General features: G+C 61.8%; 19 protein-coding genes and 2 pseudogenes. All 21 read left to right on the top strand.

Features of this window, described 5'->3' with window-relative positions; translation table 11 throughout:
* Positions 1-94 precede the first annotated feature (94 nt).
* Positions 95-226: a hypothetical protein gene (locus B1991_RS19120; protein ID WP_281280564.1), complete on the top strand. Its 132-nt coding sequence runs from the start codon at positions 95-97 to the stop codon at positions 224-226.
* A gap of 61 nt (positions 227-287) precedes the next feature.
* The gene (locus tag B1991_RS19115) at positions 288-419 is read left to right on the top strand and encodes a hypothetical protein (RefSeq protein ID WP_281280563.1); all 132 of its coding nucleotides are present in this window, start codon (positions 288-290) and stop codon (positions 417-419) included.
* 1,280 nt (positions 420-1,699) lie between these two features.
* The gene (locus B1991_RS14340) at positions 1,700-3,139 is read left to right on the top strand and encodes a terminase large subunit domain-containing protein (RefSeq protein ID WP_136259360.1); all 1,440 of its coding nucleotides are present in this window, start codon (positions 1,700-1,702) and stop codon (positions 3,137-3,139) included.
* 275 nt (positions 3,140-3,414) lie between these two features.
* A complete protein-coding gene (locus B1991_RS14335) occupies positions 3,415-4,605 on the top strand; it encodes a DUF4055 domain-containing protein (RefSeq protein WP_136259359.1) in 1,191 nt (396 codons plus the stop codon).
* Positions 4,605-5,711: a structural protein gene (locus B1991_RS14330; protein WP_136259358.1), complete on the top strand. Its 1,107-nt coding sequence runs from the start codon at positions 4,605-4,607 to the stop codon at positions 5,709-5,711. The genes B1991_RS14335 and B1991_RS14330 overlap by 1 nt, the downstream gene beginning before the upstream one ends.
* A gap of 12 nt (positions 5,712-5,723) precedes the next feature.
* Positions 5,724-5,933, top strand: a complete 210-nt coding sequence (locus B1991_RS14325; protein ID WP_136259357.1) for a hypothetical protein — start codon at positions 5,724-5,726, stop codon at positions 5,931-5,933.
* A gap of 284 nt (positions 5,934-6,217) precedes the next feature.
* On the top strand, positions 6,218-6,406 hold the full coding sequence (locus B1991_RS14320; RefSeq protein ID WP_136259356.1) for a hypothetical protein: 189 nt from the start codon (positions 6,218-6,220) through the stop codon (positions 6,404-6,406).
* A 161-nt stretch (positions 6,407-6,567) separates the two neighbouring features.
* Entirely contained in the window at positions 6,568-7,182 is a 615-nt protein-coding gene (locus B1991_RS14315; RefSeq protein WP_210772141.1) for a hypothetical protein, read from the top strand.
* A 96-nt stretch (positions 7,183-7,278) separates the two neighbouring features.
* The gene (locus B1991_RS14310; protein ID WP_281280573.1) at positions 7,279-8,181 is read left to right on the top strand and encodes a major capsid protein; all 903 of its coding nucleotides are present in this window, start codon (positions 7,279-7,281) and stop codon (positions 8,179-8,181) included.
* The gene (locus tag B1991_RS14305) at positions 8,181-9,017 is read left to right on the top strand and encodes a hypothetical protein (RefSeq protein ID WP_136259354.1); all 837 of its coding nucleotides are present in this window, start codon (positions 8,181-8,183) and stop codon (positions 9,015-9,017) included. The genes B1991_RS14310 and B1991_RS14305 overlap by 1 nt, the downstream gene beginning before the upstream one ends.
* Positions 9,014-9,181 (top strand): hypothetical protein, encoded by a 168-nt coding sequence (locus B1991_RS18720; protein WP_168709660.1) that lies wholly within the window; start codon positions 9,014-9,016, stop codon positions 9,179-9,181. Before B1991_RS14305 ends, B1991_RS18720 begins: the two co-directional genes overlap by 4 nt.
* Positions 9,181-9,690, top strand: coding sequence for a DnaT-like ssDNA-binding protein (locus B1991_RS14300; protein ID WP_136259353.1), 510 nt, complete (start codon positions 9,181-9,183; stop codon positions 9,688-9,690). Before B1991_RS18720 ends, B1991_RS14300 begins: the two co-directional genes overlap by 1 nt.
* Positions 9,691-9,920: 230 nt before the next feature.
* Positions 9,921-10,115: an Ntn hydrolase family protein gene (locus tag B1991_RS14295; RefSeq protein ID WP_210772140.1), complete on the top strand. Its 195-nt coding sequence runs from the start codon at positions 9,921-9,923 to the stop codon at positions 10,113-10,115.
* Entirely contained in the window at positions 10,112-10,318 is a 207-nt protein-coding gene (locus B1991_RS14290; RefSeq protein WP_136259352.1) for a hypothetical protein, read from the top strand. The genes B1991_RS14295 and B1991_RS14290 overlap by 4 nt, the downstream gene beginning before the upstream one ends.
* 152 nt (positions 10,319-10,470) lie before the next feature.
* Positions 10,471-11,025, top strand: a complete 555-nt coding sequence (locus B1991_RS14285; protein WP_136259351.1) for a hypothetical protein — start codon at positions 10,471-10,473, stop codon at positions 11,023-11,025.
* A gap of 182 nt (positions 11,026-11,207) precedes the next feature.
* Positions 11,208-11,435, top strand: a pseudogene (locus B1991_RS14280) (phage tail terminator-like protein); the annotation flags it as partial.
* Positions 11,436-11,592: 157 nt separating this feature from the next.
* Positions 11,593-12,387 (top strand): annotated as a pseudogene (locus B1991_RS14275) (phage tail tube protein); the annotation flags it as partial.
* Positions 12,388-12,459: 72 nt separating this feature from the next.
* Positions 12,460-12,591 (top strand): hypothetical protein, encoded by a 132-nt coding sequence (locus tag B1991_RS19110; RefSeq protein WP_281280562.1) that lies wholly within the window; start codon positions 12,460-12,462, stop codon positions 12,589-12,591.
* 15 nt (positions 12,592-12,606) lie between these two features.
* Positions 12,607-12,855 (top strand): hypothetical protein, encoded by a 249-nt coding sequence (locus B1991_RS14270; RefSeq protein ID WP_136259348.1) that lies wholly within the window; start codon positions 12,607-12,609, stop codon positions 12,853-12,855.
* Positions 12,765-13,154 (top strand): phage tail assembly chaperone, encoded by a 390-nt coding sequence (locus B1991_RS19180; RefSeq protein WP_425466700.1) that lies wholly within the window; start codon positions 12,765-12,767, stop codon positions 13,152-13,154. Before B1991_RS14270 ends, B1991_RS19180 begins: the two co-directional genes overlap by 91 nt.
* A gap of 13 nt (positions 13,155-13,167) precedes the next feature.
* The gene (locus B1991_RS14265) at positions 13,168-13,548 is read left to right on the top strand and encodes a hypothetical protein (protein ID WP_136259347.1); all 381 of its coding nucleotides are present in this window, start codon (positions 13,168-13,170) and stop codon (positions 13,546-13,548) included.
* The last annotated feature ends 156 nt before the right edge of the window (positions 13,549-13,704 follow it).

Below are 13,704 nucleotides of genomic sequence, written 5' to 3'. Positions count from 1 at the left end.
GCTTCATCGCTTGCGTCGTTCTCTACACGTTCTTCCCCGCGCTGGCGTCCTACCCCAGCGAATGGCTGCGCGATGCGTGGGCACGGCTGCGCAAGTGATCCTGGCCCTGCTGATCTTGCTGGCGATCGTCTGCGGGTATAGCTGGCTGGCGTACCGGATCAAGACGACAGCCCCCGAGATCGTCCCGACTGTGCCGAAGCCGTATGAGCCGGACGCGAAGGACTGAGCCATCGTCCGGTTGTTGGATGCGCCGACCCAAGCACATGCGCGCCGAGCGGGAGTTGGCAATGGCAGACGACGCGATCGCCGAGACGGGCATCCCGACGCGCAACCGCAGGGCCATCCCGCCGAACGCTTACGACGATCTGATGGTGAGCCATCGGCGCGGGCAGGTTTGGGCGAGGAGGGATGATGACTGAATTCGACCAGCGCGAGGAACTGCACGCGGCGCTAGGGCGCAAGATGATGGGGAGTGGCGATGAATGACCAAAACGTGAGCAACCAATCCTGTTAGCTACCGCTGTTTCAGTCGGAAGATACGGGGTGCGCTTAGGTGCTTAGCCGGGCTTCTAACACCCGTAACGAGGGTGCAATTCCCTCCACCCCCGCCGACTGTTAGAGGTGCACGAAATGCGGCAAGGTCAAGCCGTTCAGCGACTACTATAAATACGCCAAATGCAGCAATGGACTGCACCCACATTGCAAGGCATGCCACCGGAAGCAAGCGAAGTCGTGGAGCCTCGCACATCCGGACCGCCGCCGCAAAGCTAGAACTGAATGGTGGCGGTCGCTAACCGGCAAACGTAGGCGCTCCGGGCGGGCAGGAGGCGTCTCGATGAGGAAAGCGCAGAAGATCGGCGCGTGCCCACCATGGGTGAGCAGAGCGGATCGTGATGCGATGAGAGCTTTCTATCGAATGGCGCAGCGGGTTACCGATTGCACTGGCATAAAACACGAGGTCGATCATCTATACCCGTTACTTGGAGAGACCGTATGCGGCCTACACGTCCCGTGGAATCTTCGGGTAATTCCGGCGAGCATCAATCGACGCAAGAACAACAAGATGCCGTCGTGACTTCCAGTGCGGGATCGTTGCCTACGCCCCCCGCCACATCGCACACCGTGGCCCTGATCCGCATGGGCGACGATGGCCGGATCACATACGGCGGTGACAAGGCACGGCTACGTGAGCTGGTGTCCAAGCTGACCGATCCGCCGCGCGCGCGAAAGGGTTGCAGAAGGGCACTCGCTGGCGGCCAGTTCTTCACATTCTGCGGCGAGACCGACATGGGGCATACGCTGCCGGTGCTATGCACCGAATGCGGCGGGACGATGAGGCTCGCATGAGGGCCGTTCAAGTAACACGCTGACCCGAGGTCAGTGCATCGACGGCAGGGCCGTTCGAGGTGACGTATGGACAGTAAACAAGTGAGCGCTAGTGGACGCAGGAAGCCGCCAGCCGCAGGGAAGGGCCGCAAGAAGGGTTCGCTCAACAAGACGACCGTGGCGTGCAAGGAAGCGCTGCAATTGGCGTTTCAGGGCATTGGCGGAGTGGGCGCGCTGTAGACATGGGCGCTCGCCAATCAGACCGAGTTCTATAAGCTCTGGACGAAGCTAGTCCCGCAGGAAATCAAGACGGAGCTTAGCGGCGAGGTCAAGAATTCAGCGCCGGTCATCAATCTGACCATCGCGCGGCCTGATGGCGAGTCTTGATCTAGCGCTGCACATCCGGCAGTCGTTCGCCTATGAGTCGCGGGCAACCGAGATTCTGTACGGCGGGGCAGCGGGAGGTGGCAAGTCGCACCTGATGCGCGTGGCCGCGATCATGTGGTGCGCCCTGATCCCCGGTTTGCAGGTCTACATCTTCCGGCGCCTGTCGGATGACTTGCTCAAGAATCACATGGAAGGCCCGAGCGGCTTTCCGGCATTGCTGGCCGAGTGGATGGAAGCCGGCTATTGCAAGATCAATTGGTCACGGAACTTCATCGAATTCTGGAACGGGGCGAAGATTCATCTTTGCCACTGTCAGTACGAAAAGGACGTAAGCAAGTACCAGGGCGCGGAAATCCACGTCCTGATGATCGACGAGCTGACGCACTTCTCGGAGACGATCTATCGCTATCTGCGCGCACGCTGCCGCATTGGCGGGCTGATTGTGCCGCAGGGCATGAAGGGCCAGTTTCCGCGCGTGGTGTGCGGGTCGAATCCGGGCGGCATTGGTCACAACTGGGTGAAGGCAACGTTTATCGACCTTGCCCCGCCGCAGACGATCGTGCCGATGCCGAAAGAGGATGGCGGCATGCTGCGCCAGTACATCCCGGCGAAGCTCACCGACAACCCGACGCTTGCGGAGAACGATCCCGACTACGCCGACCGCCTGTCCGGCCTAGGCTCTCCCGCATTGGTGCGGGCCATGTTGGATGGCGATTGGAACATTGTCGCTGGCGGTGCATTGGATGACGTCTGGACGCCGCGAGTCGTCGTCCCGCGATTCAAGGTGCCGCATAGCTGGCGCGTGGATCGGTCCTTTGACTGGGGCAGTACGCACCCGTTCGCGGTGGCGTGGTTTGCCGAGTCAGATGGCACGGAAGCGGTGCTGGACGACGGGAGCAAGTGGTGCCCGCCGCGTGGCTCGCTGGTGATGTGCCACGAATGGTACGGCGCCAGCGGGGCAAACGTGGGCTTGAAGATGGCGCCGCGCGATGTGGGCACCGGCATTGTGGAGCGGGAGGCATCGCTGATTGCCGGCAAGTGGATCGCTAGTGCCAAGCCCGGCCCCGCCGACAACCAAATCAGCGCCGTGAGCCAACCAGGCACGCCGACCATCGCCGACGAAATGGCTGCTGCTGGTGTGCGCTGGCAGGCGTCAGACAAGGCGCCGGGCACGCGCAAGATCGGCCTTGAACTGCTGCGCTCGCGCTTGCGTGAGGCCGGCAAGGATCACCCGGAAAACCCGGCCATTTACTTCATGGACCACTGCCGCGCCGCGATCTCACAACTCCCGGTGTTGCCGCGTGACACGCGCAATCCCGATGACGTGGATACGTCAGCAGAGGATCACATGTATGACGCCATTCGCTACCGCGTGCTGGCTGGAAAGCCGCAAGCCATGACCATGACCATGGGACGTGCCATCTAATGCCCGCAGACGTAACCTTCCAGCGCGACGAGTATAAAGACGCGCTGCCGCTGTGGGCGCAGATCGACGACGCGATGGCGGGCGAGCATGCCGTCAAGGCGTAGGGCGATGCGTACCTGCCGCGCCCGAACCCGACGGATCAATCCCCGGAGAATCGCGCGCGGTATGACCAGTACCTGTCCCGCGCGGTCTACACCAACTTCGTCGGCCGCACGCATAACGGCTTGCTGGGGGTCGCGTTCCGTCAGTGGCCGGAAATCGAGTTGCCGCCCGCGATGGACTACATCAAGGATGATGCGACCGGTTCTGGTGTGACGCTGATTCAGCAGGCGCAGCAGGCGGTGTCCAAGGCGATCGGGCCGGGACGCTATGGCTTGCTGGTGGACTATCCGCCGCTGGAAGCCCCGGCATCGAAGGCCGCGATGGTCAGCGGTGGTGCGCAGGCGACAATCGCCCTATACCCGCCGAAGTCCATCACGAACTGGCGCACCGCCAAAGTGGGCGGCAAGACGATCCTATCCCTTGTCGTGCTGGCCGAAACGCACGAACAGGATGACGGCTTCGGGCTGGTCAGTGAGCCGCAATTCCGCGTGCTGAGCCTCAAGGAGGGCGTCTACACCGTCGAGATTTGGCGGCAAGGCGAGAAGGATTGGGTTGTCGTCGAGTCCTACATCCCCAAGCGTGGCAACGGCCAGCCGTGGCGCGAGATTCCATTCACCTTTGGCGGTGCGCAAGACAACGAGCCGGGCATTGGCCCGATGCCGATGCTTGACCTTGCCACGTTGAACCTGGCGCACTACCGCAACAGTGCGGACTACGAAGATTCGGCCTACTTCATCGGCCAGCCGCAGCCGTGGATGTCTGGTCTTGACGAAACGTGGCGCGACCACATGGAAAAGTCGGGCATCTATCTCGGCTCCCGTGCGCCGTGGTTGCTGCCGGTCAACGGTCAGGCCGGCATCATGCAGGCCGCGCCCAACACCCTCGCCAAGTCGGCGATGGATCAGAAAGAACAACAAATGGCACAGCTTGGCGCACGTATGGTGCAGCCGGGTAGCGCGATCAAGACCGCGACGCAGCAGGATAGTGAGGACGTGACGGCACATAGCGTGCTGAGCCTTGCCTGTGACAACGTCAGCGCGGCGTACACGAAAGCCCTGCAATGGGCGTGCGACTTCATGAACGTGTCTGGCGTGGCATCGATGTCGATCCCGACCGAATTTGTGCAGGCGCAGTTGGATGCCAACGAACTTGGCGCGTTGCTGGCGGCGGTACAGGCCGGCAAGCTGCCGGAGTCCGACTTCTGGGCGAAGCTGCGCGAGGTGGGGTTGATCGATCCTGAGAAGGATGACGACGAAATCCGCGCCGAGCTTGAGTCGCAGGGGCCGGCGCTGGGTGAGTTGACGCCTACCGAGCCGAACCCGCCCGATCCGAACGCTGATGCGGGCAATCAAGGCGAGCCGTAATGGCGACCGCTAACGAAATCCTGCAATCGGTGACAATCCGTCACCAGTTGGAATTGCAGCGCTACAACAACCACGCCGCTCAGAAAATGGTGGCGCTGCTGAATCGCTCCGATGCGGATCTGATTGCACAATTGCAGATTGCCATTGATCGCGCCGGCAGTAACTGGTCGGTGGATCGGCTCGAATCGTTGTTGTCACAGGTGCGCAGCCTGAACGCCGCAGCCTACACGGCCACGGGGCAGGCACTGACGACGGAGCTGGTGCAGTTCAGCGCGTATGAAGCCGCCAAGCAAATCCTGATGCTGACCAAGGCGATTCCTGCCGAGGTATTGGCTAAGCTGCCACTGGTGAGCGTATCCGGCGCCCAGGTGCACGCCGCAGCGATGGCGCGACCCTTCCAAGGCCGGTTGCTGTCGGAGTGGATGCAGGGGCTGGAATCGGGCAGGGCGCAGAAGATACGGGACGCGGTGCGGATTGGTTTCACGGAATCGCAGACGACGGAACAAATCATCCGGCGCATCAAGGGGACGAAGGCAAAGCGCTATGCCGATGGTCTACTAGACAAGCCGAGGGCTGACCTTGAAACCGTGGTGCGTAGTGCGATCAGCCACACGGCCGCCTATGCCCGCAATGCCACGGCGCAGGCGAACGCGGACATTATCGCGTCGGTGGATTGGCTGAGTACGCTGGACTCGCACACGACGTTGCAATGGTGCGTCCCGCGAGATGGCAAGCGATACACGCTGGAGCACAAGCCCATCGGCCACAACTACCCGTGGCTTAGCGGTCCGGGCGCGATTCATTGGGGTTGCCGCAGTACGTCTACGTTCACGCTGAAATCTGCCGAGCAGATGCGGCTGAACGGGTTGAGTCCCGGCACCAGGGCAAGCATGAATGGCCAAGTGGCCGCAGACCTGACCTATGCCGACTGGCTCAAGGATCAGCCGGCAAGTGTGCAGGATGACGTGCTCGGCGTGCTTCGTGGCAGGCTGTACCGCAAGGGCAAGCTGCCGGTTGACAGGTTCACCGACAACAAGGGCCTTTTGTACAGTCTGGACGAGCTGCGCCAACGCGACGCTGAGGCGTTCAAGCTAGCCGGACTGTGATAGGCTCGCGCGATGCGGAAACTGTACCTGATATCGGGAACTCCCGCCCCTGACGCCCCGCAGGAACAGGTGCGCAAGCGTCTGCGCAAGCTACGGGTGCGCAACGATCCGCAATGCGCACGATGTGCCGGCAGGGAATGGGTGACCGCCACAATCGGCAATGTGAAAAGCAAGCTATGCGTGAACTGCCTGACCAAGGGTGAGCGCGTGGTGATGGACTGACAAGTTTTGCGATGCGGCGTGGATGGACACGCTAATCAGTGGCGAGAGGACTCGGAAGGTACTAGGGCAGGTTCCCTAAACGTGCTGCCGAGCAGGAAGGCGGGTGAGTGTACTAACGGGTCATGCCGAGTTCTCAGAGGACTGCGCCTTCCGAGACGTAAAACGAGGCGACGCTACGCGCCTATCTCCCATATAGCCGGTGTCGAGTCCGGCCATCGCAGATTCAACAATCGAGCCTCGCACATGCGGGGCTTTTTCAGATCTACATCAACGGAGTCCTGCGCATGGCATTGCACGGCGATGGCACGATGGACGTGTGTATTGACGGCGCAATAGAGCGTCGCCAGTGCGCCCGCGTCATCTATGGCGAGCATGGGGCGATGACGTCATGTGATCCAGTAATGAACGAGTGGGAGTTCCCCTTGTACTACATTGGCAGCGACGTTCCGGCGATCATCAAGCTGCACGATTAACCGCTTCAACTACCGCTGGCTGGGCCAGCAACCAACCCGACTCAGGGAGTCACAACATGGCACTGAACTACACCGTCGATTCACTGGAAGGCTTGGATGAAGGCGTCGCGGCGCTCTACGTATAGGGCGAAGATGGCAAGTACACGCTGGGCGTGGAAGGCTTGCCGCAGCCGAAGAACGACGACGTATCCGGCCTGAAAAAGAAGGTGGACGAACTCCTGGCGGAAAAGAAGGCCAGCGACCACAAGCGCAAGGAAGCGGAGGAAGCGGCCCGCAAGGCTGCCGAGGACTTCGCCCGAAAGAACGGCGACGTGGAATCGCTGGAAAAGAGCTGGCGCGAGAAGCTGGACAAGACGCAGGCCGAGAAAGATGCCGAGATCACCCGGCTCAATGCCTCGCTGACCAACGTCCTAGTGGACAACGTGGCAACCACGCTCGCCAACGAACTCGCATTGCAGGGCAGTGCCAATGTGCTACTCCCGCACGTCCGTAGCCGCCTCGCGGTGGACTACGTGGACGGCGTACCCATGACCCGCGTGCTTGGCCCGGACGGCAAGCCCAGCGCGGCAACGATTGACGAACTGAAAGCAGAGTTTGCGGCGAACGTGGCATTTGCCCCGATCATCGCAGGCTCGAAAGCATCTGGCAGCGGGGCTGGCGGAGGCAATGGCGGCGGGGCCGCACCAAGTGGCAACCGCTCCAAAATGACACCTGCCGACAAGGCGGCTTTCATCGCCAAACATGGCGCCGAAGCCTACGGCAATCTCCCCAACTGACAGAGGTAACGCGCAATGGCAACCACCCTCCCGACTGACGTCAAGTATCGCGACCCGTTCTTCCAGAGCGGCTACGCGGAAACCATCACCTAGAACATCGCCGCGTTCAACGCCGCGTCCGCTGGCGGCATCATCATGCGCACCGACCGCAAGGCCGGTGACTTCGATTACTCCGCCTACTTCAAGAACACCGCCGGCATCGTGTCGCGGCAGGATCAGACGGCCATCACTGCCGCCACCTCGCTCAAGCTCCAGCAGGGCGAGATCGCCAACGTCAAGCTGAATCGCAAGATCGGCCCGGTCGATTGGGCGCGTTCGGCGTTCCTGAAAGCCGGCCTTGACGACAACGCCTTCCGCGTTGTGGCCGGCAATCAGTCCGCCGATGCGGCGACGCAGGAAATGCTCTCCAGCGGCCTTGCGGCTGCCGTGGGCGCACTGTCCGGGCAGGCCGCGTCCAAGGTCACCGCGTCGGCCGGCATGGCGACCGTGGAGCTGGTCAACGCGCTGGCGAAGCTGGGCGATGCAGCCAGCCGTATCAGCGTGTGGGTCATGCACTCGGCGAAGTATTACGAGCTGGTCAAGGAACAGGCGTTCACCACGAAGATCGAGGGTATCGCGAACTTCAACGTGCAGACCGGCACCCCGGTTACCCTGAACCGCCCGGTTCTGGTCACCGATGACCCGTCACTGGTCATCACCACGGGTAGCGGCTCCAGTGCCGTCACCAAGTACCAGACGCTGGGGCTGACGAACTCGGGCATCGTGATCGAGGACACCGAAGGCGAGTATGTCTCGTTTCAGGAAGTGCTGGGTCTTGAACAGATTCTGCGCCGGATGCAGGGCGAGTACGCCTACAACCTGGGCCTGAAGGGCTTCACATGGGACGTGGCGAATGGCGGCAAGAACCCGGTTGCTGCGGCGCTGGCGACGGCGGGCAACTGGGATGTTGCCTACACCAGTGAAAAGGATCGCGCCGGTGTGATCGTGGTGTCTGACTGATGCAAGCGGCGCTGTACGGGACGCCCGGCGACAACCCTGAGTTGGCTGCCTTTGGCGAAGGGCTGGGGCGTTTCGTGTGGCGCCACCCGCATTTCTGGCGGGACGGCGAGGCGGAGGGATTCGGCCTTGTCGTCCTGTCCGGGATGCATGGCAAGAATGCCGACATCGCGCGGGCTTACGCCGCCCGTGATGTGCCGGTGCTGGTATTGGACGCCGCGTATTTCCGCGACGCGCCGGGTTACTGGCAAGTGTCACTCGGCGGGCTTAATCGTCCGCCATTATTCGATTGCCCGCCTGGCCGCTTTGACGCGCTTGGGCTGGCGATTACCCCGAAGGGCGGCAATGGCAAGGGTCCGGCGTTGATCGCGCTCCAACGCGCTGACGATGCGTCTCACGGGCTGTCTGCGATGCAGGTGGGCGTATGGGCGCAATCGGTAGGCGATGGTGTGATTCGCCCGCACCCGCTGGATGCCGATGTGCCGCCGCTGGCTGATGCGCTGGCAGGTGCGGCGGTTGTACATACATTGTGCAGCACGATCGGTATTGATGCGCTGCTAGCTGGGGTGCCCGCGATCGCCGACATGCCCGACAATGCGGCATGGGGCGAGCTGTCCGGCCCGGACTTGCCTAGCGTGGCCGACCGGCGCAGGCTATTCAGCCGGTTGGCTTACGGGCAGTGGACGCTGGACGAAATGCGCAGCGGTGAGTGTGCGGCCTTTGTGCGCGACCACCTGCTGCCGAATGTACCGATGGACATGCCCGAAGTGGGCACAGACGTGCCCGAACTGGGCAACGAACCGAAACGACGTGGGCGACCGCGCAAGGTGAAGGCATGAAAGCATTGACTAACTGGCTTCACCGCATGTTCAACACACAGGCTTATCAGAATCGCGTCAGCATCGAGCTTTCCGAGAAAATGCATACCATTGCGACGAAGGTCATCATGCGTGAGTACAAGCCGGGCGGCATCTTGTGGAAAATTCGGAACGGGATTGCCTGATGACAATTATCGTGGAATCAGGCGAAGGAGTGCCGGACGCCAATTCATACACAAGCCTCGCCGACTTCCGCGCCTACGCGGATCTGCGCAAGCTGACCATTCCCGCCGACGACACCGAAGCCGAGGCGCTGCTGATTCGCGCCGCCGACACCATGAACGCGATCAAGTGGCTTCCGGGCGATGAGCTGGAACACAAGACCTATCCCGACGCCTATCTGGCATGGCCGCGCACCGATGTATGGCTGCGTGGTCGCCTGCTGCCGTCCGATGCCGTGCCGCGTGAAATCGTGTACGGGCAGATGGCGCTCGCGGCCGAGATCATGGCGGACGACGCGAATCCGCCGGAAACGGCACAAGGCGCAGTGACCAGCGAGCGCGTAGAAGGCGCTGTAACGGTCACCTACGCGGAGAACAAGGGCAAGGTGCTACCGGTCAATGCGCAGCGGCCTAGCGCCGTGTTGTTCGCTGACTACATCGTCAAGCGCGGCCTGTTTGCGGTACGCGCATGACTACGATTGCATGGGATGGCAAGACGCTGGCCGCAGATCGCCAGACTTCATGCGCCGGCAGTGTGTGGGCTAACGTCACGAAGATCGCCAAGGTCGGAAAGATGCATGTAGCCGCAACCGGCAGCATCGCTTAGATTTCCAAGCTGAACGCATGGCTTAAAGGCGGATGCGAAGGCGACGGCCCGGACTGGGAGAATTGCGAGGCCATCGTCATCGATGGTGGGCGCGTCATGTTCTACGGCGACTCGTTCCCCGTCGATATGAGTCCCGCGCAACCTCTCGCTATCGGTTCGGGCTGGCAGTTTGCTATTGCTGCGATGGACTTCGGCAAGACCGCGAAACAAGCCATTGAATACGCCATGACGCGCGACAATGGTACGGGCGGCGGCGTGGACTTCGTGCGGATCAGGACAGCCAAGGCATGACCACTTTCGATTACACCAACATGGCCGCGACAGCCACGCGCCTGCTGACGCGCTTCGGCACGACGCTACAACTGCGCCGCACGACGCCGGGCACTTACGATCCCGTCACAGGCAAGGAGACAGGGGCGACCACGGCCAACCTTGCGTGCATCGGTTTGTTTACGAATATCAGCACGTCCTACGCAATGGCAAACGAGGTCTAGGGTGGCGACAAGCTGGCGATTCTCGACGCGTCGCAGGTGCCGCAGATGACAGACAAGCTGATTGACGGCGCGGTCATCTGGACGCCGGTCAAGATCGAGCCGGTGAATCCTGCTGGCGTTCCCGTTGCGTATCGCGTGCAGGTGCGCCGCTAATGTCTGACTTCGCCGCTACCGTCGCCGAGTTCGCCGTGAAGGCCAAAGCCAACATGGATCGACAGGTACGCGAAATCACGTTCGAGCTGTTCTCCGACGTGATCAAGATGTCACCCGTGGGCAACCCGGAATTGTGGGCTGCCAATCGCGTGGCGCACAACTACAACGTGCAAGTGAAGGATCACAACGCCGCGTTGCGTGACGATCCTGCCAATCTCGATAAGCGCGGGTATCTCAAGCGCGGCAAGAAACTCAACGACGGGATGGATATCGTTGCGCCGAAGGGGTACGTCGGCGGCAGGTTTCGTGCGAACTGGAATTGTTCGGTCACGACTCCCGACGAAACCGTAACCGATGCGGTTGACCCGACAGGCGCAACAGCCACCGCCAATGTGCTGGCGAAGATGGGCGGAGCAGGTTCCGTAAGTTTTCTCTGTAACGCCCTCCCGTACGGTGAGATGCTGGAATACCACGCGCACAGCTCACAAGCTCCCGCAGGCATGGTTCGCGTTTCCATGGCCCGTATCGGAAGCTACATAGCGGAGCTGAAATGAGTGCCTTTGCCACCATCCAATCTTGCCTGATGCAAGCATGGGCCGATCATGGCCTGAGCTACCCGACCGCAACGGAAGGCCGCGACTTCGCGCCACCCTCCGATGCCCCGTGGTGCGCGCTCTTTGTCATGCCAGCATCTACCACGGTCGCTGGGCTGGGGTAGGGAGCACCGCTCGAACACGTCGGACTGCTGCAAGTGGACGTGAACTATCCGCTCAATTCGGGCACCGCTGGATTGCTTGGCGATGCCGATACGCTGGCCGCCGCATTCGACCCCGGCACGACATTCGTCTACAACACCATGCGCCTGATGATCGAACGCTGCGAGCGATCCAGCATTCGCCGCGATGACGCATGGCTCACCGTTTCACTGACCATCCGCTGGCGGGGCCAGCAACACCGGGCTTGACCCGCCACCACTGAGAGGTATCACCATGACTGCTGGCTTGGCTGCGACGGGTTCCCGCGTCGCCTATTTCTATGCGCTCGAAACCGCAGGCTCCATCTCCGCCACCACCCCCGCCTTCAAGCCGATCCGGCTGACCTAGGCCGGACTCACCGAAACCGCCAACGATCTGAAAACCAACGAGCTGCGTAGTGACCGCCATGTCGCTACCTCGCGGCGCGGCGCCGTGACCGTAGCCGGCGATATCGTGGGCGAGCTGTCGTTCGGCACGTATGACGACCTGCTGGAAGCTGCGTTCTGCGGCACATGGGCATCGGACGTGCTCAAGACCGGAACGACTCGCCGCACCTTCGCCATCCTGAAGCGCAATCTCGATATCGGGCTGGACACGATCTATCGCGGCTGCGAAGTGAATCAGCTCAAACTGTCCTGCCCGTTGCAGGAAAAGGTCGCCGTGACCTTCAGCGTCATCGGCAAGTCGGAGGAGGCGTATGTCGTGCCCGTGGGCGCGACGTTCGACACCAAGACCACGACCGACTACATGACCACGTTCGAGGGTTCGCTCGATATCGACAGCGTGGGATTCAATGCAGCCACGCAGTTGGATATCACGCTGGACAACGCGATGGCGCAGAAATACAGCCTGTTCAACCGTGCCGCCTATGCCAACAAGATCGGCATGATCGGCGTGTCGGGCAGCCTGTCGGCGTACATCGAGGATGCGGCGCTCAAGACGAAGTATCGCAACGAAGTGGATACCGCGCTGGACGTGGAAATGGTGGACGGCACCGTGAACCCGAACACCTACACCCTGTCGTTGCCGCGCTCGCGCTTTACGTCGGCAACGGACAGCTACAGCGGCGACGACTACGGTATTCAGCAGATCAATTTCACCGGCCTGCTGGATTCGACTGACGCCACCGAACTGATGCTGACGCGCACCGCAGCGCCGTAATCCACGCGCCCCGGTTCGCCGGGGCTTTCTTTGCTGGCTGGGCCAGCCTATCGACTCAGGGAGTCATGCAACATGGCAAAACTTGCCGATTTCAACACCCGCGACCGTGCCGAGGAAGGCGTCAAGCTGGATCTGCTGCTGCCCGATGGCTCGGCGTCCGGCGAATGGGTGCAGGTGCGTTCGTACCGTTCGCCCGTGGCCTAGAAGGCCCGCTACGACGTGGAACGCCAGCGGGCGGAAAAGGGCGACCGGATCACGTTCGAGGAAGGTCAGGCATTGGAAGCCAAGGGCCGCGCGGCACTGGTCAAAGCGTGGTCATTCGAGGATGCCTGTACGCCGGATAACGTCGCGGCATGGCTGCTTTCCGCTGAACTGGTATCGCAGGCCATCATCGTCGCCGCAACGCAGGACGAACGTTTTTTCGGCAAGCCTTCGACCGATTCCTCGCCTGGGCCGAAGGCGAAATAAAGCTGTCAGTCGCACGTAAGGATGGGAAGTCGGTTCGCTGGCATCTGGAAAAGATAGCGCAGGCCACGGGAAAGCGCCCCGCACCGCTTGACGCGCACGGCACCTGCCCGGATGGATTCGGGCCGGTGTGGGAGGCGTTCTCGAAGCTCTCACGGCGGCGACAGAGTGGGTTCGGCGTGCAGCCGATCAGTTACGCGGACATGGATGCGTTTCAGCGATTGCACGGCGTGAAGTTTGCGCCGTGGCAGGTTGAGGCTATCGAACTGACAGATGCGCTGTGGTTGGCGCAGCACGGGTAAAACAGGATTACATATGGCCACCAGCACCGAAACCGCATCGCTCGTTCTGAAGGCGGACGCGACGGAAATCACCAAGGGCAGCGAGGCCCTCGACAAGCTGACCGTTTCCGCCGAGGGCGCCAGCAGGTCCGTCGATAAGCTGGCCGAATCGGAGGATCAGGCCAAGGCTCGCATCAAGGCGATGGTGCAGGCGTCGATGGAAAAGGTGCGGGCGCAGAATGAGTCCATCGCGTCGGGCCAGCGCGCCGTTCAGATGACCGATGCGCAGCGAGCGGCCGTCGAAAAGCTCAACAAGGCCAGCAACACGCAGGCAGACATGAACGCCCGTGGTTCCGCGTTGCTTGCCGCCGAGGATCGTGCCCGCAAGGCTGCCACGGTGGGCGTCGCGGAGTAGACCGGCGCGCTGGCAAAGTTGCTGGGCCAGATCGACCCGACCATTGCGGGGTATGAACGGCTGGACGCGATGCAGGCGAAGCTGGCCGCATTCAAGAAGTCCGGTGCAATCTCGGGCGATGACTATGTACTGTTCTCGGGCAAGATTGCCGGCGTT

The organism is Rhodanobacter lindaniclasticus, assembly GCF_004799035.1.
Taxonomy (GTDB): Bacteria; Pseudomonadota; Gammaproteobacteria; order Xanthomonadales; family Rhodanobacteraceae; genus Rhodanobacter; species Rhodanobacter lindaniclasticus.
Note: the sequence above shows the minus strand (reverse complement) of the source record. Positions and strands in the feature narration are given on the sequence as shown.